Origin of the sequence: Pyxidicoccus fallax, from assembly GCF_012933655.1 — a bacterium.
GTDB lineage: Bacteria > Myxococcota > Myxococcia > Myxococcales > Myxococcaceae > Myxococcus > Myxococcus fallax.
This window is the reverse complement of sequence record NZ_JABBJJ010000097.1, coordinates 18711-37125: the sequence shown is the minus strand read 5'-3', so window position 1 is coordinate 37125 and position 18415 is coordinate 18711. Positions and strand designations below refer to the sequence as shown.

General features: G+C 65.5%; 15 protein-coding genes and 1 pseudogene. 10 read left to right on the top strand and 6 right to left on the bottom strand.

What is annotated here, in order from left to right:
• The 3 genes and pseudogenes from HG543_RS21460 to HG543_RS21450 form a co-directional block, all read left to right on the top strand.
• Positions 1–1021 (top strand): annotated as a pseudogene (locus HG543_RS21460) (hypothetical protein); the annotation flags it as partial.
• A gap of 299 nt (positions 1022–1320) precedes the next feature.
• Positions 1321–3891 carry a hypothetical protein gene (locus HG543_RS21455; RefSeq protein ID WP_169346689.1) on the top strand — a complete coding sequence of 857 codons (2571 nt, stop codon included), beginning with the start codon at positions 1321–1323 and terminating at the stop codon, positions 3889–3891.
• Positions 3892–4022: 131 nt separating this feature from the next.
• Positions 4023–4784: a M57 family metalloprotease gene (locus tag HG543_RS21450; RefSeq protein WP_169346688.1), complete on the top strand. Its 762-nt coding sequence runs from the start codon at positions 4023–4025 to the stop codon at positions 4782–4784.
• A gap of 150 nt (positions 4785–4934) precedes the next feature.
• Here HG543_RS21450 and HG543_RS21445 read toward each other — a convergent pair whose 3' ends face one another.
• Positions 4935–5390 carry a hypothetical protein gene (locus HG543_RS21445; protein WP_169346687.1) on the bottom strand — a complete coding sequence of 152 codons (456 nt, stop codon included), beginning with the start codon at positions 5388–5390 and terminating at the stop codon, positions 4935–4937.
• A gap of 312 nt (positions 5391–5702) precedes the next feature.
• Here HG543_RS21445 and HG543_RS21440 point away from each other — a divergent pair, with 312 nt between their 5' ends.
• Together HG543_RS21440 and HG543_RS21435 are read left to right on the top strand one after the other, a co-directional pair.
• Positions 5703–5927 (top strand): hypothetical protein, encoded by a 225-nt coding sequence (locus tag HG543_RS21440; protein ID WP_169346686.1) that lies wholly within the window; start codon positions 5703–5705, stop codon positions 5925–5927.
• Between the two features lie 301 nt (positions 5928–6228).
• Positions 6229–7008 carry a zinc-dependent metalloprotease gene (locus HG543_RS21435; protein WP_169346685.1) on the top strand — a complete coding sequence of 260 codons (780 nt, stop codon included), beginning with the start codon at positions 6229–6231 and terminating at the stop codon, positions 7006–7008.
• 104 nt (positions 7009–7112) lie between these two features.
• Here the strand turns inward: HG543_RS21435 and HG543_RS21430 are convergent, their stop codons facing one another.
• Positions 7113–7610: a serine/threonine protein kinase gene (locus HG543_RS21430; RefSeq protein WP_169346684.1), complete on the bottom strand. Its 498-nt coding sequence runs from the start codon at positions 7608–7610 to the stop codon at positions 7113–7115.
• Positions 7611–7619: 9 nt separating this feature from the next.
• Positions 7620–8543, bottom strand: a complete 924-nt coding sequence (locus HG543_RS21425; protein ID WP_169346683.1) for a DUF2381 family protein — start codon at positions 8541–8543, stop codon at positions 7620–7622.
• A gap of 121 nt (positions 8544–8664) precedes the next feature.
• Here HG543_RS21425 and HG543_RS21420 point away from each other — a divergent pair, with 121 nt between their 5' ends.
• Positions 8665–9525: an alpha/beta fold hydrolase gene (locus HG543_RS21420; protein WP_169346682.1), complete on the top strand. Its 861-nt coding sequence runs from the start codon at positions 8665–8667 to the stop codon at positions 9523–9525.
• A gap of 230 nt (positions 9526–9755) precedes the next feature.
• On the opposite strand, the gene HG543_RS21415 is transcribed toward HG543_RS21420, so the two are convergent.
• A complete protein-coding gene (locus tag HG543_RS21415) occupies positions 9756–11963 on the bottom strand; it encodes a S41 family peptidase (protein ID WP_169346681.1) in 2208 nt (735 codons plus the stop codon).
• Between the two features lie 468 nt (positions 11964–12431).
• Here HG543_RS21415 and HG543_RS21410 point away from each other — a divergent pair, with 468 nt between their 5' ends.
• Genes HG543_RS21410 through HG543_RS21395 form a run of 4 tightly spaced genes read left to right on the top strand, consistent with a single transcriptional unit; the run spans position 12432 to position 16464 of the window.
• Positions 12432–13547, top strand: coding sequence for a DUF2169 family type VI secretion system accessory protein (locus HG543_RS21410; protein WP_169346680.1), 1116 nt, complete (start codon positions 12432–12434; stop codon positions 13545–13547).
• A gap of 44 nt (positions 13548–13591) precedes the next feature.
• Positions 13592–14566 carry a hypothetical protein gene (locus tag HG543_RS21405; RefSeq protein WP_169346679.1) on the top strand — a complete coding sequence of 325 codons (975 nt, stop codon included), beginning with the start codon at positions 13592–13594 and terminating at the stop codon, positions 14564–14566.
• A gap of 8 nt (positions 14567–14574) precedes the next feature.
• Positions 14575–15627 carry a PAAR-like domain-containing protein gene (locus tag HG543_RS21400; protein ID WP_169346678.1) on the top strand — a complete coding sequence of 351 codons (1053 nt, stop codon included), beginning with the start codon at positions 14575–14577 and terminating at the stop codon, positions 15625–15627.
• A 21-nt stretch (positions 15628–15648) separates the two neighbouring features.
• Positions 15649–16464 carry a hypothetical protein gene (locus tag HG543_RS21395; RefSeq protein ID WP_169346677.1) on the top strand — a complete coding sequence of 272 codons (816 nt, stop codon included), beginning with the start codon at positions 15649–15651 and terminating at the stop codon, positions 16462–16464.
• A 223-nt stretch (positions 16465–16687) separates the two neighbouring features.
• On the opposite strand, the gene HG543_RS21390 is transcribed toward HG543_RS21395, so the two are convergent.
• Positions 16688–16939 (bottom strand): hypothetical protein, encoded by a 252-nt coding sequence (locus HG543_RS21390; RefSeq protein WP_169346676.1) that lies wholly within the window; start codon positions 16937–16939, stop codon positions 16688–16690.
• Positions 16940–17277: 338 nt separating this feature from the next.
• On the bottom strand, positions 17278–18162 hold the full coding sequence (locus tag HG543_RS21385; protein ID WP_169346675.1) for a hypothetical protein: 885 nt from the start codon (positions 18160–18162) through the stop codon (positions 17278–17280).
• Positions 18163–18415 lie beyond the last annotated feature (253 nt).

Below are 18415 nucleotides of genomic sequence, written 5' to 3'. Positions count from 1 at the left end.
CACCCGGCCCGCGCCCTTCAATCAGCCGGAGAGCATTCCTCCGGCCTGCCAGCCGCTCGCGAAGGCGGACCCCCAGGCGGCGAAGCGCACGCTGGTGATGACGTCGAAGACGTCGGATGTGCTGAGCGACGTGCGTCAGGCCTTCACGCACGCGCCGCTCATCGACCTGAATGGCGAGCTTGTCTGGTACGAGGTGAAGGTCAACGAGCCCTACTTCGACTTCGTGGTGAACAACGGCTACTACGACAGCCGCAAGCAGCCGAAGACGGGGGTGGACTTCCCCCAGGGCGCGAACGACGCGAAGGGCCTGGGCGCCATCCGCGTCAAGGCGGCGTGGAAGGTGCTCGGCGACGCGAAGAGCCGGTTCCCGGATGACCCGAAGCGCTTCTACGCGGTCGACGCGCTCGTCTTCGACAAGAGCACCGGCAAGTGCACGAAGCGGCAGATGGGGCTGGTGGGCCTGCACATCGTGCAGAAGACGCAGACCTTCCCTCGCTACGTCTGGGCCACGTTCGAGCACGTGGACAACGCGCCCTCGCAGGAGGAGGTCAGCAACGGGAGCGCGGCGAAGAAGAAGTGGAGTTTCTACAACCCCGCGAGCAACGCGGTGCCGAACCAGCAGCCGAAGGAGGGGCAGTGGACGACGCCGGTCCAGGTGGTGCGGGTGGTCCCCATCGCGGGCAACCCGGCCGCCGCGAATGCCCGGTTCCAGCCGATGCTGGCGGCGCTGCGCGCGGACAACGTGTGGCGGAACTACCAGCTCGTGGCGGCGCAGTGGGGCGGCACGAACATGAGCGACCCGCCGACGCAGCCGAAGTTCCTGGCGAACACGACGATGGAGACGTACCTCCAGGAGCCCGTCGATGCTCCCAACAGCCCGCACGGCTGCATCAACTGCCACAACACGTACGCGACCACCACGGACGGGGACTTCCAGCTCACCAAGGCCTGGCCGCACGCGAAGCAGCGCGCGAAGGCCATCGTGCAGCAGTCGATGCGGCTGCTGGAGGCGAAGCGCTGAGCGGATTTAATCCGGCTTAATTCGCCCTCCGCCGGCCCCCTCGCGATAACCCGGGCACACGAGGGGGATTCATGTCCGGTTCTTTCACGAGGGGGGTCGGGAGCCCGCGCTTCCCGCCCACGACGTCCACCCAGCAGACGGCGTCCACGCAGGTGCTCCAACAGCGGGCCCCCAGCCCGCCTCCGGCGCCTCCGCCTCCGGCACCGAAGGACACGTTCGTCGCTCCCCAACCGCGGACGCGGAAGCCGTCCATTTCCGCCACGCCCTCGGGGGACGCCCCGGGGGTCCAGGCACCCCGCATGAGCCCGGCGCGGCTGATGGCCCTGAGCGAGAAGGGCTTCGCTGCCACACTGCCCAGGGCGGGGGCCGGGGGCACCGCCTCCTCGCTGGCGAGCGAGGTGCTCAACGATGGCAGCTCGAACTGCCTCGAGCGCGCCTATGAGTCCGCCCGCCCGGGAGACCAGGTCCTTCTCTACGCGGACGCGGATGACCCCGTGGGCCACGCCGTGGTGCAGCGCCCGGATGGCTCCATCGTCGACCCGAACGAGCCCGGCAAGGTGTACGCCAGCCGCGCGGAGTGGGAGGCGGCGCATGCCGGCTACCACCGGCCGGTCTCCGTTTCCCATTCGCATCTACGACAGGTCTTCGCGCAGCCGCCCGGCCCGGGGCGCGAGGCCGTCCTCCGGAAGCTGGGGCTCTCCTCCATCGCCCACCGTCAGGTGGCCGATGGCGTCACGCCCGAGCGCCAGGACGTCCTGCGCTCCATCGTCGAGCAGTTCGGCTCCAACGCCCGCACCCTGGAGGACATCTTCGCCGGGAAGGGGACTCCAGGCGCGCTGACCCGCGAGGAGAAGGGCTTCCTCATGGGGTTGCTCGTCGAGCGCAGCCTGTCCAGCGGCGATGGAGGGCAGGTCTTCAGGAAGGCGGGACACATCGCCGACGACCACCCGGCGATGGCGATGGCGCTGGGCCACGCCTTCGAGCAGGGCGCGGTGACGCCGGAGCAGCTGGAACGGCTGATGGGCCCCGAGGGCATGGGGATGGGCCGTCCCTCCGAGGAGTTCGCGCGGCTCGTCGCCGCCAGCGGCTCGGTCAAGCTCCAGACCGAGATGTCCTCGCGGCTCTGGGCGCAGGCGGGCGGCGACCTGTGGGGCCAGGCCGTGGCGCTCATGGCCACGGGAGGAGCCGGCGAGGCCATCCAGCAGCTCATCGACACGGCGGGCGTGGACGCGGTGGCCCAGCCCCTCGTCGCCCTCGGCGCCGATACGGGCTCCGGGCTGATGGGCGGGCTCTCCGGCACCGCCCTTGGAAACCTCATGTCCGGGCTGGCCGAGCTGCCCCGCTCGGAGGCGACGGACCGCCTGGCGGCGACGGTCTTCCTTTCCCTCCCGCCGGTGGCGCTCCAGCGGAACTCGCAGGTGCGGATTCCTGTCGCCCAGTACCTGGCGTCCATCCGCTACCCCGGCAACGACGCGGCCCAGCAGGGCGACCTCCGGACCTGGAACACCCTCCTCCAGAACCGCTACGCCAGCGAGCTGCTCTTCAACCCGGCGCTGCCGGTGGAGGCCCGGCAGGGAAACCTGCTCTTCTTCCTCCAGCGCCCGAACTTCGACGTCGCGCTGCTCGACACCTTCCAGGGCAACCTCGGCAGCGTGGCCGCGGCCGAGGTGCAGCAGGCGCTGGGCAACCTGGACCCCGCGAGCGTGAACGCCGCGGCGGAGCTGCCGCCCGTCCCGGCGGAGCTGGCCGGCCGGTTCCCCGCCATCGCGAACCTTCCCCAGCCGGTGACCGCGGAGGGCCTCCAGGGCTCCATCCCCAGTCCCATCACCCCCTCCATGGCCGCCGACTATCTGGATGCCCTGGCCGACTCCGTCGCCGCCACGGGCAACCCGGACATGACCCGGTACGTCGGCGGCCCCCCGGCCCTGGCCGCCCTCTTCAACGTGTTCGTCGGCGGCAATCCCATCGAGAGGGCGAACCTGGATGACTTCTCGGCCATCGGCGTCAGCGGACTGCGCGACCTGGCCCGCCAGCTTCGCGGCTCCAGCGACCCGGTGTTCGTGGCCCAGGCGCTGACACTGGGCGGCATCCAGCACGACGCGTACTTCGACAACCTCCAGCCGTTCGTGGACAGCGTGATTGCCCAGAAGGACCAGGTGCTGGGCAACATGACCGTGGTCCGTCAGCTCGCCCAGGCCGCGTTCAAGACGGGCGCCTCGGCGGTGGCCATGGCGGCGGGGGGGCCCATCCTGGCCGCCGGGGTCAACGCAGCGGTGGGCGCTGCCTTCGCGCAGTACGACGCTCACCTCGAGGGGCGGACGCTGGCGCTGCCCAACCTGATTGGCGGGGCCGTCGTGGACTTTGGCTTGGGGATGGTGGTGCCGCTGCTCGACAACGGGGCCACCAAGTCCATGGCGAGGAAGGTCCTGGAGGGGATGTTCGAAGCGTTGGGCGGGCACGTGGCGGACGCCGTGAGGGACCCGGCGAAGCTCGAGGAGCTCTGGAACAGTGGGCAGGGGGACGATGAATTGCTGAAGGTCATCATCCTCGGCACCTTCACCGGCATCATCCCGTGGGAACGTTTCACGACCCGGTTCGAGGGCCAGCTCATCACCTCCCTGGGGGTGAAGAGGGAAGCGACGGAGATCGCCGCGGATGCCCTGAAGATGGCGGCGGTAGAGGCCAGTAACCTCTGGCTCGACCCGGAAATCCAGGCCCGGCTGCGCTCGGGAGCGCTCACGCCGGAGCAGGCCGTCCAGCAGATGCGGGAGCAGGGTATCAACCTCTTCGGCACGAGCACGGCCAGCGCGGACCCCGCCATCACCGAGGCCATGCTGCGCGTGCTGATGTCGGGCCCGGAGACGCCCTGAGCACCCGGAGCCTCAGCCGAGAGATGGGGCAGGGGAACCATCAATCCTTGTTTATAAAGAAAGGCTGAGAAGTCCGAGCTTGAGGCAGAATGCCGCCGGCTGCACACCTCGACTGTCGAAGAGGACTCTCCATGTTCGCAAGAAGTGTCGTGCTCGCGGCGGGATGTATTGCGTTGATGTTCGGTTGTGCCGGGCAACCCGATGAGACGCAGGAGATTGTCGACAACCTGAGCAAGGCCGGGTTCCCGGCCGACGACATCCAGGTCATCGACGGTGCCGTGTACGTCGGGGGTGACGTCCAGGTGAGCCTCGAGGCGTCCCGGGAGCGGCTCCAGCGCCCCGAGGGGAGCCAGGAGCAGTACAGGCATCCCAACCTCGTCAGCACCGCCGTGACGAAGATCTGCATCAACCCCACCGCCACGTTCAACAGCTACGCCCAGCTCAGCCAGGGGCTCAACGAGGCCATCATCAACTACAACGTCCTGGCGCTCCGCATCCACTTCGTGCGTGGACCGGCCACCGGCTGCACCGCGAACATCGCGATGCTGACCACGACCGGGACCGGCGGCACCTCGGGCTTTCCCTCGGGCGGCTTGCCCTACAATCAGATCCGCATCGGAACCGGGCTGAACAGCTACAACCTCGACTACATCGAGCACCTCATCACGCACGAGATTGGCCACACCCTCGGTCTGGCCCACTCGGACGCCTACAATCCGGCCATCAGCTGCGGCACCGGCGGCGGCGGCACCCCCGGCACGGGTGCCATCCACATTCCCGGGACGCCGACCACGGCCACGCCAGGCGGGTCCATCATGAACACCTGCATCCCGCCCAATACGAACGGCGAGTTCACCAGCACCGACATCGCCGCGCTGAACTTCCTCTATTGAGAGTGGCGGTGGCGGCCCGCCTGCGCGATGCGGGCCGCCACCGTCTCCGTGCGAGGTGTGGGTGGCCGAGTTCGAGACGCTCACGGAGCGGATGGGGCAAATCAAGGAGTCCCGCGCGGCCGGACGGGAGCCGTTCGCCCCGAAGCCCCGCTAGTTCGGCGCCCAGCAGCGGTAGCTCTTCGTCACCTCGTTCGACACGCGGGCACTGGCGTCCACGACGCGGAACCGGATGTACTTCGTGAAGTACGTCCCGGACGTGGAGAGGACGAAGTTGCAGTAGTCGGTGTACGCGGTGCCCCCGTTGTACCAGTAGGGGCTCGTCGGGCCGCTCCCGAAGTCATCCACCGTCTGCCACTGGTACGTGTACGGCGTCACCCCGTCGCCGCCGCTGCCGGTGCATGAGATGGTGGTGCCAATCTTCGAGCAGTTCATCGACGCCACCGGCGCGGGAATGTTGAAGGCCGTGAGGGTGGAGTCCGTCCCCGCCGCCTCCTCCTGGACTGTTTCCTCCCCGGACATCGGCTCGCCACAGGCTCCGAGCAGGGCCGCCGCGGACACGAACAGGGCCCCGAACTGCAGGGGCTTCACGACACGCTGGATGGACATCGGTGCTTCCTCCGGATGTGACGTGGCGCCGATGCTGGTGTTTCATTGATGTGATTGCAAATCAGATGCATGAATCGCAAATATCCTCTCGAGCGGACAGTCAGCGTGGCCAACGTCACGCCGCGTCGACACCTCCCAATGACACGGGAATTCTTCAATACGGCCAATGGCGCACCGCGGCTTCGTGCGAGACGCATCAAAAAGCAATCATTCATCCTGCTTTTTAACGGATTTCTGTAAAGTCCTGCCTGGGACGGCACTTGCGTGGCGGCCGTCTCGGGGGCCGACCCTGTCCACATGCACGGAGCACGTATGAAGAAGAAGCTGATGATGGGTCTTCTGGGGCTGATGATGGGTGCTGGCGCCGCCTTCGCCACCGCGACGGTGGGCAGCGAGGAAGCTGCCGCCATGCCCTGCTGCTCGAGCTGTGACAGCGCCTACGAGTATTGCATCTCGAATTGTACGGACTCGACGTGCTACGACACCTGCGAGAGCCGGTACCTCCGCTGCTCCGGCTACTGCAGCTACAGCTGCTGAGCCCTGACGTTCCCGGGTCCGCCGCCGCGCTCGTGTCGGGCGGCGGGCCCGTCTTCTCCCGCGCTACGCCGCCGCGCGGCCTCCAATGGAGGCACCGGCGTCGCGGGACAGCCGCTGGTAGAGCGGAGTCATGGCCGCTGGAAGAGAGACTCGAAGCCTCCACGTCCGTCTCAATCCTATCTCGTTAGTCCCGCATTCCTGGGAAGTGACAGGTGAAATGCCTTAAAGTCGGGGGCTCGCCCTGGCGCTCCCGTGCCGGGCGCGTGGGAAGGCCTGCTTCGGGACTCGAGGGGAGACGACCATGTTCAAGAGAGCGGCAGTGCTCGTGGTGAGCTGTGGCGCGTTGCTGGCCGGCTGCGGTACCGACGCCCGTGTCGAGGACGGCGAGAACGAGGAGATCATCTCCAACCTGGTGGAGGCCGGGTTTCCGGCCGACGACATCGGGGTCTTCGGAGATGCCGTGTACGTGGGGCACGACACCGAGGTGAGCCTCGATGCGTCCCGGGAACTCCTTCAGCGCGGCGAGGGGAGCGAGGAGCAATACTGTACGACCAATCTCGTCGGCACCAGCGTGACGAAGATCTGCGTCAACCCCACCTCCACGTTCAACAGCTACTCCCGCCTGAGCGCGGGTCTCGACGCGGCCCTCCAGAACTACAACCAGCTGGGTCTCCGGATCTTCTTCGTGCGGGGACCGACGACCGGCTGCACCGCGAACATCACCGCGCAGACCATGGCTGGCACCGGAGGCTCCGCGGGCTTCCCCTCGAACGGTCGTCCCTACGGGACCATCAACATCGGTGTCGGGCTTCAGAGCTACAGCCTCGACTACAACGAGCACCTCATCACCCATGAGCTTGGCCACACGATTGGTCTGCGCCACGCGGACTACTACAACCGGTCCATCAGCTGCGGCGGCACCGCGACCAACGAGGGCACCGCGGGCGTGGGGGCCGTCCTCATTCCCGGGACGCCGAGCACGGCCACGCCGGGCGGGTCGATCATGAACTCCTGCATCCCGCTCGATACCAATGGCGAGTTCACCAGCTCTGACATCACCATGCTGAACTACCTCTACTGAAAGAGGGCACGGCGGCTCGCGCGGTGGAGGCGAGCCGCCGCCTCGATTCATTGCGCCATGAGGTCTGGTTCTCGGGGGCCACCATCCGCCGCGGTGCGCCCGAGTCAGCGGAACTCGTTCACGATGTAGACCCCAGCCGAGGAGAACTCGAGGATGGCGGTTCCGGGCTTCGACTCCGGTCGCTTCCTGAGCTGCCCCTTCGAGAGTCGGGCCACCGCGCAGATAGGCACCTTGTCCGCGCGGGGTGGGTGCGCTTCGTAGTAGCGGATGACGACCTGCGGGCCCCCGGTCCACACCCTTCCGTAGAGCCGGGTGGGCGATTCGAAAGGCCCGAGCTGGTCATCCACCATGCTCTCGATGGGCCCGTCGTAGAGGGTGATGGGGCTGGTGTCGTCCTGGTTCACATCCAGCTCGACCCGCGCCGAGTCCCCCACGTACAGACGGAGGATGCGCATGGTCTCCAGTGCCTTCTCCGGGCATTTCTCCGGCCCGGGAGTTCCGTCGGGACGCAGGGCCACTCCACTCGTGGCGGAACCAGGGCAGCCGGAGCACATCAACAGGAGCGCGGCGCAGCACAGGTGCGCCAGAGGGGCGGGACGCATGTGCCGGACTTACTCGCGGGCCAGACGCGGATCCAGCACGACCTGGACCTGCATCTGCCCGTCATGCCGGAAGAGCTCCAGTGCCAGTTGCCCCGGTCCTTCCTTGTCCATGAACGCACTCCTGTCCGCGACAACGGCCACGGAGCCGGACTCACCTGGAGGAATCGAGGGCCGCGCCGTCTTCACCGCCACCCCTCGTGGCTGCCCGCTCGCCGTGTTCCAGGAGCGGGTCCGAGATAGGCGCCAGGACTGCTTGGAATCCCGGTTGGTGATGTTGAAGACGACCGCTGCCTTTGTCTTACCGGAGAAGACGCGAACCTCGACATCCGCATCCACGTCCTTGAAGAACCAGCGCCGCTTCACGACGAAGGGAGTCTGCGTGGCTGCACCGGAGACCAGCAGCGCGGCAAGCGCGTGGTCAGGTGAGGTCTCCTCCTGGCGGAGACGCTCATTCTCTTCCTCCAGGGTCTGATTGTCCTTGAGTGCGCGTATCAAGGCCGAGTGTATGGCCTCGTAACTCTCGCGGTCTTCGAACACGTTGACCTGCTGGTCCGTCCATGCCGCTGCGTCCCGGTCTGGCGGCCTCAGCAGGAATGGAACTTCCGTTCCATCCACGAGCGTGACGAGCAGGGGGACTCCTTCTTCGGAAGCAAGGTCGTGGAGGGGTTCGAGGAGAACCCTCCTGTCGGCCACGACCAGCGGTTCGAAGCGCCCTTCCCAGCCCAGCAGCCGGGTCTTGTCCTGGGCCACGGGCTTCTCGAACCGGAGAACGGTGGCGACCTGTCCCTTCACGTACACCCGGTGGGTCGAGTTGTCCGGGTGCTCCGACAGGAGGATGGAGCGCACTGCGAGGCTCTCCCGCTCGTGAGCCGATGCCGCGGAGGCCAGCAGGAGGAGCAGCAGGGTTGCTCGATTCGGGCGGATGGGCTGCATGAAGCGGACAACCTACCAGGGAGTTGTTTCTCGTGCCTACCCACTACTCCGAATCAAGAGGTCTCGTGCTGGTTGTGAAAAAGATGAGTCCCTCCTCGTGCCGTCCTGCGAAGCTGGGAGCATGGAACGCTTCGTCGAGGTCGCCGAGGGAGTCTCGCTCTGGGTCGAGTCACAGGGTCCGGAGGATGCTCCCGCCATTCTGCTCATCATGGGTTCCACCGTGTCGGGACTGGTCTGGCCCGACGCGCTCGTGGAGGTCCTGGCGCGGAAGCACCGGGTCATTCGCTATGACCACCGGGACACCGGAGCGTCCACCTGGGCTTTCGACAGGGTTCCCTACTCCGCGACCCGGATGGCCGAGGACGCACTGGCCATCCTCGATGCGCTTGGCATCGAGCGCGCGCACGTCGTGGGCCTGTCGTTGGGAGGCTTTCTGGTGCAGTGGCTCCTGGTCGCGCATCCCGAGCGGCTGCTCAGCGCGACGGTCATCGGGGCGCCCGCCCTCGAAGGCGCGCCCGCCCGTGCCAACATGCTGGCGCGGGCTCCCATCGACCCCAGCCTGTTCGAGTTCTGGCGCCACATGTTCGAGCCGCGTGAGCGCGAGGCGCAAATCGAATGGCGCGTCGAGAACTGGCGCAGGCTCAACGGCAAGGTGATTCCCTTCGATGCCGAGGAGTTCCGTGCGCTCGAGCGGCGCATCATCGCCCACGCCGGCCGTCACGACACCTCGACGGCCCATGCGCGGGCCGACCCCTCTGGACTGGCTCGTGGGGCGGAGCTGGCTCACGTCACCGTGCCCACGCTCGTCATCGCCACGCCGGAGGACCCGACCAATCCCGAGTCCAACTCGCGGTTCCTGGCGGAGACCCTGCCACACTCGACGCTGGTGAGGATTGAAGGGATGGGGCACACGATTCCACGTGCCGTCGTGCCCCCGCTCGCGGCGGCGCTCCTGGGCCACATCGAGACCGTGGCGGGGTGAAGCCTCGCTCCTTCATCCTCGCCGCGCCATGAACTCCTTCGAGCACGGGAACTCGGCGGAGGGGAACGTCTGGGCCCACGCTCCACCCGAGGCCCGCGGGCCGAGGCAGAGCGGGGTGAGGGTCAGACGGTGGTGGGTGACAGGTCGTGGATGCCGCATGTGAGCGGCTCTCCGTTCCTGGGTGGCCCGGTGAGGGCGAGCCACCCGCCGCATGCAGCACCCGTGGCCGGCTACTGCCCCGTTTGCAGGAACTGGATGGCGCGCAGCAGCTCGGTGTCCCGGCCCTCGGCGATGTCCGCGGCGGTCGGCGCTGCCTCGATGTCCGGGAGGACGCCCACCCCGTGAAAGCGGCTGCGGTCCGGGAAGAGGACCTCCAGGCCGGTGAAGCTCATCGTCACGACTCCAGGCAGGAAGAGGCGGGCGATGTCGCCGTTCGTGCCCGCCGTCTGGCGGCCAACCACGGTGACCCGGCCGGCGGCCGCCAGGGTGGTGGCGACGACCTCCGCCCGCGACGCCGAGCGTGGCCCCACCAGCAGGACGACAGGACCGCCATAGGAGGGATTCGACAGGGGCGGCAGCGTGAGGAGCGTCTCCTGCAGACTGAAGTGGTCGGGCCCGATGCGCTCGGGGATGCGGTAGAGGGGCGAGTAGGACGTATGGGGAATGAGGCGCATGGCCGGCTCATAGGGGTCGATGGTCCCCGGGTAGCCACGCATGTCCACCACCAGTCCGCTGGCGCCCGAGGCCCCGGCCAGCGCATCCCTGAAGGCCTGGGGTGACGCGATGACCTCGTCCGACAGGTTGATGTAGTGCAGCTCGGGCGCGCCCAGGTCCGCCAGACTGCCCGCCACACGCCGCGAGGCCACCGCGCCCACCTGGCGCAGCGCCGTTCTGGACTGGGGCAGGACCTCCACCGTGCGCACCGCGCCCTCCACGCTTCGCAGCCCGAACACGGTGGGCCCCCGCAGCTCCAGGAGCTTCGCGACGGCGAGGTTGTGCAGGTAGCCCGGGGTGGCCGCCGAGGTCCGGGACTTCTCCTCCGCCAGCCACTCGGTGATGGGGCGCCCCGCGACGCTCACCACGGTGTCCCCGGGATTCACGCCCGGGACGAGCGAGCGGCGGATGACCACCTCTCCGGCGACCTGCTCCAGGGCGACGGCGAAGTACCCGGCGGGATTGATGCCGTTGGCGCCGAACCCGTGGCCATCCTTGAGCACCTCCATGAACCGCATGAGCAGCCGGAGCAGGTGGTTGCGGTCCGAGATGGGCTGCTGGGCGTCCACGGACGCGAGCGTCTCCAGGAGCCGCTCGTCGATGTGGTCACCCACCACGTGGAAGTAGGGGAAGAACAGCCGCATCGCACCATGGGTGATGAGCAGGTCCGCTCGCGCGATGCCCGTGTTCGACTCCCTGGGCGGAGTCGGCTCATGGTACGGGGCGCGAACCACGATTCGAGGACGCAGGGCGGGCAGGGCACGGTCCACCGGTGCCGGGCGTCCCTGGGCCGCGAGCTCGCGGACCCGCTGGACCAGGGCCCCCATGTCACTCACTGGCAGCGTCAGCGGCAGGTCCGCGGGAAGGACGTCCGGCAGCAGCCCCTGGGCATCCTCCAGGTGCTCGGTGCGCACGACGAGTCCCCGCGCGCCCACGGGCATCCAGCGCGACTCGGCGACGCCGGTGGCGACGGGCTCACCCACAATCCAGGCCCGCTGGGCGATGCGCAGGTCCACCGTGAAGCGGGCGGCGGCGGGAGCCAGGGTGGGCCCGGTCAGCAGCGCCACGGGCAGCTCCGCCGTCCCCGTGGCCGCGTGGGCGGGACGCCGGTTCGGCGCGAGGGTGTTCTGATAAATGGGGGAGGTGGCGAGGGCCTCGTCCGTCACGCCCAGATGGCGGCGGACGTACCCGGGAACCCGCTCGACGGGAGCGGTGCTGGCCGCGCCAATGGCCCTGGCGAGGGCCTCCTCCAGCCCGGGCGCCGCGGGCAGGTCCCGCAGGTCGATGATGACGCCACGGGTGTTGCGGGGCAGGGTGAGGTTCCCGGTGCCGGGACGGACGTACGCCAGTGGCCCCACGGAGTGCACCTGCGCCTGGGGCAGCGGTGACGTCTGGACGTCCACGGCGCACGCGGGCTCCAGCGCGGCGGCATAGGCGAGCACGGCGGCGTCCCAGTCAGCGGTGGTGCCCTGCAGCGCGTTGGCGAGCGCCAGGTCCGCCTCGATGTTGGTGGGGCCGGTGCCGAAGAAGCGCACGTGGGAATGGGCGGCGGAGAGCGCGATGGGCGCGGGCTGGGTGCCCGCCGGGCCTCCCGCAGCGCGGAGGCACCAGTCCTCGGCGAGCGGTGAGGATTGGGCCCACGCTCCACCCGAGGCCAGCAGGCCCAGGCAGAGCGTGGTGAAGGTCAGGCGCGAGCGGTGAATGACTCGATGTGGCTGCGGCATGAGAGCAGGTCTCCCTGGCTGGCCGTCATGGCTCAGGCATGGAGGAAATGGGCGCTCATCCGCGTGGTCTCACCGCGGACCCGGATGGTTTCCGGGTGAGGGCGATTCAACCGGGTTGCGATATCTCTCGGAGGCCAGGACGTTGCGGCGTGTCCACGGCGAGGGCGGCCGCCTTATCTCAAAGTGGCAGTCACCCGGGCAGGTCTGCGTGTCTTCGGTGGTCTGGTAGACGGCGTCGGATTGCCCTCCTGCTGGGCGGGAGTATAACCTTTTCACTCTCAGGCTGTATTCGCCCCACTGCCAGCTTGCCTCGTCTGCCTACTCCCCAGGGGAACCACACAATGCGCGGGAAAGACATTGAGGTGGGCGACTCGCACACCTTCGGCGACCTCTCACTCGTCCCGTGTCTAGACGCTTAAGATGTAGGTTGGTAGCCTTGATTGGTCGGCGCTGAGTACGCCTCCTTTCATGCAAATTTCATTTAACTCGACAGGTATGCAGGCAGGCATTTCCATTGCTTCGGGCAAGGATGCTCGCGACTACTGCGTCGTCGTTGTGAAGGGAACATTCGAGACGAGCCCACGGGGGGAAATGACGCTCGCCCAAGAGCAGCAGCCACTCATTGCAACCGATGAGCACTATGGCGATCCTGCGACAACGAGCATCCGCCATGAATGTGACTTCGCTCTCGAGAAGCAGTTCACGGATGTGGTTGTCGTCGGCAAAGCGGTCGCTCCCAATGGGAAGCCAGTGCCACAGCTGGGCGTCAGTCTGGAGGTTCAGAAGCGAAGAAAGGACCTTCTGGTGCTTGGTGAAAGACGTTGGCTTCGCTCGCTAGGAAGCATGTTTTTTTCCGACCCGGTACCCTTTGTCGAGATGCCTTTGGTGTTCGAGCGCGCTTTCGGAGGCCAGGACGAGAGCCGCGGTCCAGGGCGAACGTCCGTGGATCGAAGAAACCTAGTAGGTGTAGGGTTCAATCCACATCGTAAAGCAGCGCAGATAGAAGGCACCCCTGTTCCAAATCTAGAGCGTCCAACTCAGCTGATCAGCTCACCTCGTGATCAGCCAGAGCCCATTGGCCTTGGGCACGTCGGGCGAGCCTGGGCGCAACGTGTTGCCTACGCGGGGACCTATGACGCGCGCTGGCGTGATGAACGGGCACCGTTTCTCCCAGCGGACTTTGATTCCAGATACTTCCAATCCGCACCGGAGGATCAGCAGTTCCCCCATTTCCGTGGGGGCGAACAGATCCGGTGCGTGCACATGGCCGCCGTACCCGTCATCCAGTACGTCATTCCAGCGCTACGCGTTCCAGTCAGATTCCGCTTCGTCGAGCGAGAGGTCGAGCAGGTAGGAGTACTTGATACTGTGACTCTTGAGCCCCATCTAGCACGCGCCATGCTTGTATGGCGTGCGAGGATTCCGCTTGGGAAGAAGCTCAACGCACTCCGGGAAGTCTCTATCGGAGAACCCCCGCCCGCAGGCCGGGGGAAGATCATTGGTTATCGGAACGGCAAACCCTTGTTTCGCGGCCTCGAAGCCGCCATTCGCTGGCTCCGTGAAACCCGAGGCACCAAGCGATGAGTGCAGAGCCCATATACGTTCGCGCTGCGGGCATGGCTTGCCCCGTGGGGCTCCGCTGGGCATCAGCCTGCGCCGCTCTACGCGCCGGGATAAACCGCAAGCAGATTTCACCGTACTTCGATAATCAAGGCCGCGAGATCGTCATCTCGCACATGCGAGACACCCTCAAACCCAGGTCGGCTCCAGAGGAGCGTTGGCTCTTCTTTTTGACTCATGCTCTCCAGGAGATCCTCGAGCAGACCGGCACGAAGGTGTTCGAGCAGCTTCCGCTCTTGATTGCGTTGCCTGCCGCACCCGCGATGGAACACTACTCTGCCGAGTTTCTCGTCCAAGAGCTTGCTCCGCGCCTGAAGGTCGTCCTCAATCCGGACAAAGTACGGATCTTCACCGAGGGCTCCTACGGGGGGTATTCCGCCCTCGCCGCCGGCCGCAGGTTGCTACGCCAGCACGAGGCCCCAGCATGCGTGGTCGCCGGTGCCGAGTCGATGATGTGTGCTCGCACACTGCTCCGGCTATCTGAACGGCACCGACTTCTTGTTGAGGGAAACTCCGACGGCGTTATCCCTGGCGAAGCCGCCGCTTGTGTCCTGCTTTCGCTTCAAGGAAAGGGACTTGCTGCCATTCGAGGTATGGGGTTTTCGAGAGAACCCGCCTCCCTTGAGAACGACCTGCCACTGCGAGCTGACGGGATTACGGCATCTGCGAGAGCGGCCTTGGATGAAGCCAAGCTTGCGCTCCATGACGTTGCCTTTCGCTTCTCTGACGCTGCAGGTGAGAGTTTCTACTTCAAGGAGCAGGCGCTTCTCGTCTCCAGACTCCTGCGAGAGCGCAAGAGCGAGTTTCCCCTCTGGTTGTGCGCGGAGTCGCTTGGCGATACCGGCGCGGCGGCTGGACTCTGCGGCATGCTCTGGGCGATTGCAGCGTGGACGCGCCGTTATGCTCCTGGGCACCGAGCTATTGGCTTTGCCGGAAACGAATACGGCGGGCGTGCTGCCGTGATCCTGGAGTCCGTGGGATAGGAGATACCGTGGGAAAGAAGGTCTTCGCGAACGGAATGGAGATTGCGCACCAAGCAGGCGATGCCAAGGTCATGGCCGCCTTCCCGGACGTATGCCTGAGTCCGCCGCCTCCACCGGCAGGTCCAGTTCCGATTCCCTATCCGAACACGTCCTTTGCAAAAGATCTGAAGCAGGGCAGCACGAGCGTGACCGTGGGGGGGAAACCAATAGCGCTCAAGGGCAAAAGCTATTACCAGACCTCACCCCTGGGAGACGAAGCCGCGACTCGCAACTTTGGGGGTAGCGTTTTAACGCATACCATCACGGGCAAGACGTACTTCCAGGCGCACTCAATGGATGTCGTGGTCGAGGGCAAGAACGTTTGTAGGCACCTAGACATCACCACCAGTAATCACGCCAGCTACCCGGGCAGTACGCCTCCCATACCAAACATGGAGGCCATGGTTCAGCTCGCTCTTGATCGAATTGCCGAGGAGAAATGCCCTTGCTGCGGCATGAAGGATTGCCCAGCTGCCTTCCAAAGTGGCGAAAAAGCGCAAAGCTTCGAAGATTTCTATAAGCTCAACGAGCCGCATCCTTCGAAGAAGGCCAAGTTCAAGGGAAAGCTCTCTGACCGAGGCGAGAAGCGCAGTCAAGATTTCGCGAAGATTCTTGCTGAGAAGGCGTCGAAGTGTACATGCACGCCTGGCAATCGGGTGTTTCCAGAACCGCCCTGCGACGTGTTTCGGGACCATGACTCGGATCGAACCAAGAAGATTGATCTAGCCTGGAACGATGAGCGGAGTAGATTCAGAGAAAGGTGGGAGGCAGCGAATAACCGGCCCCTCCTCACGTACGATGGGGCCATGAGCCGTCTACGTCAGCAGGCGGGAGGGAGTTTCAAGAGCGACGCCGAGGCCAAGGCCGCTTCGACTCAAGCCAATAAACAGATCCGAATCAATCACCTCGTGCCCAAGGAGGCAGGAGGATGTCCTACGAATGACGGGAATCTCCAACCACAGAGCGAGCTCTGTTCTTATTGCCAAGGCATCGACGATTTGTTCACAAATAAGTGGCAATGAGCAAGGATGGGATAAAGGCTGATGAATAGCATTCGGATTGACTGGAGACGTGGCGGATATTTCTTTGAGACTGAGCCACTCAAGACAGCGCCACGCCCATGGCAGCAGTGGGCGCACATCTTTGAGCGGGTAAGGCAAGGCGACTTCAGCGACGCGCAGCGTCTGCTGGATGTCTTCTTCAGTACTGATAATCGGCTTCTACGGGATGCCTGTTGCCGTCTTCTTGGCGATGCCGGGTCGACTGAGGCCATTCGCGGGATGGTGACACACCTGCAGAACCGATTCGCGAGCTTTGAGCCTGTCGGTGGAGACGATGCTCTCGATTTGAGCAACGCACTCGCTGCTCATGGTCAGCTTCTTTTTGTTCCAGAGATTCTACGCATCTTTGAGTGGAATCTCGGTGTGCCGGACTCGCGAATCTTTGCGCTTCACCTTTCTCAAATGCTGGAACCCAGGTGGGGCCCAATCGCTGAATGCCCGCCCACGGAGGCGGAGTTTTCAGAGTACAAGAAGATGGTGATGGGGCGCGTACAGGAACTCTCTCAAAGCCTGGGGTCGGAGCAAGCCTACGTGTTCATGGGACAGGAGTTACATGTCCCTGAAATCGCGCGCTTGCTGCTCGACAACCTCGGTGCCAGCCACTTTGAGGAAGCCACTCAATGGCTCTTGCGGCGTCGGTTCGAGGCTTCAACTGGCATCAATTGTACGAGGTTCTTTCAAGAAGGGCGGTTCCAGTCGCTCACGGCGGCTGCAGTGCTGGAAGACTTCTTGTCCTCGGACGAGTCGAGGAAGTTCATTCCTGGGCGCAAGTACTTTTTTGGCTGGCTGGTTCCTTGAGGCCTGATAGCCCACCAAGGCTTACGGGCTCTTGTCCGTCCGTTGTCTGAATATGGACGCACGAGTGATGCTCCCGTCCGGTGGACAGACCCCGCAGCGACCTTGAGGGACACGCCTGCCCAAGCCCCGCTCCCATCCTGCGCGGCAGAGGCCTGGATCCTTGTCTGTCTTGAGCCTCAACAGCCCGCGGCTTGGGGGCCCTCGTGCCGGGCCCACCTCGCCCTCAGCGCGTCGCGGTGAAGGCGCGGGTGTCCTTGCAGTCGGCGACGGTGTACTCCTGGTCCGAGCGGTGGATTCCGTAGGAGCCCTTCAGGGTCGAGGGCTGGGTGGTGTCCTTCGGGTGGGGATCCACGAAGCTCCCATCGATGGTGACGTTGATGGGGACTCTCCGCGCCGACCCATGTCCCGACAGATTCATGATGCCCGCGAATGCGCTGCGGTACTCGCCGGTGACGTCCACTCCGTTGAGCTTCATCGTGAGCACGTCGTCATCGCGGGAGATGACCAGCGGCCCCTGGGAAGGGTCAGCCCGAGCGCCTCGCAGGCCGGGGGCAGCGGACGCGTGTCCTCGAAGGTCAACTGGTAGCTCCCCTCGACGGCACACCCGTCCGGGCACCTGGGCCCGTCTCCTCCGCTTCCACACCCCGGGTTTCCCATGCCACTGCCCATGCAGAGCAGGCTCGCGAGAGCCACCAGGGGAAGACGCAGGTGTCTGGCCACGGGAACGGAGGAAAGGCGCTTCACGAAACGCTCCAGCGAGAGGGATTGCGGGGACTCTACAACCGGTGCGCCGTCGTTGGACACGTCCCGCGCCTACATCAAGAATTCATGGGACGGGGGCCTGCCATTGCTCACAGGCATCTGAATTCCCTGTTCGGCTTTTCTGGGTTCGGGCACTGGAACAATGTTGAGGCGCTCGGGCAGTGGGTAATTCATCTGCTTGCACAGCAAGATGAGGTCGCGAACCATTGCCCCGATGCACTGAGCGCACATCAGCCGCTCCGCCGGGGTCACCAGGAAGCGCTCGTCGAACCGGGCCTTCAAATAGATATGCCGCGCCTGGCTACCGAGGTACCCGTCCCAACAGTCCTTGTACGTGATTTCCGAGAACATGGCCGGCCTGAGCCATCTATCCAGGACGAGCTTCAAGGGAGTGTCATCCTCTCCATCCCTTCGCGGCACCTTGACCACGACGACCATGTGCTGCACGAAGACATTCACGTCGAGCAGCAGGCAGGCCTGCTTGCGGCCAGGAAGCAGCACTTCAGGAGCTCGGGTGTTGATCCAGTAGTCGGCTCGATAATCCTTGCTGTAGTGACCGACCTCTACATGGATTTCCCGCTTCAGCACATGGCAGCGCTTGCCGAGACCGATGGACTCCACCGGCTCCGGCTTCGTGTAATGGCCCGTGGAAATCATGTCCGGCAGCTCGTGAGCCAGAAAGCCGGTCACCTTCGCACGCAATGCATCGAAGCTGAGGCTTCGTTGTGAGAATCCGAAGATGAGCAGGAAGGCGAAGGCCGTCAGGGTGACCTGAACCAGGGACATCAGGATCAACACGACGTCGCCATTGCCGTCCGCATCCGCTTTGTGCATGGCGAACGCCATGAGCAGGAAGGCAGACGCCGCCGCGCCCAGGACCAGCGCGGAGACATAGCGCAGGCTCCTGGGCATGTGGATGATGGGGTCATCTACCATGAGGCCCCTCCGGTACGTGGCGCGGGAAGGGATGTCCCACGCCAGCGCCAGGGCGCCGAGGCGAGCGAAAGCGATGAACCCCCTCCCGGGTTCAACAGGCGGAGTCCACGACGAGGGGATGTGACGCGCTGGAGGCCTCGACCCGTTCAGCGCCGGTAGCTCCGCCAGGTACTGGCTCGCGGCCCCGTGCGGTGGGCGACCAGCCCCTCTGACCGGTCGCCGCCGAGCTCCGGCCCCGTCAGGGCCGGGGGAT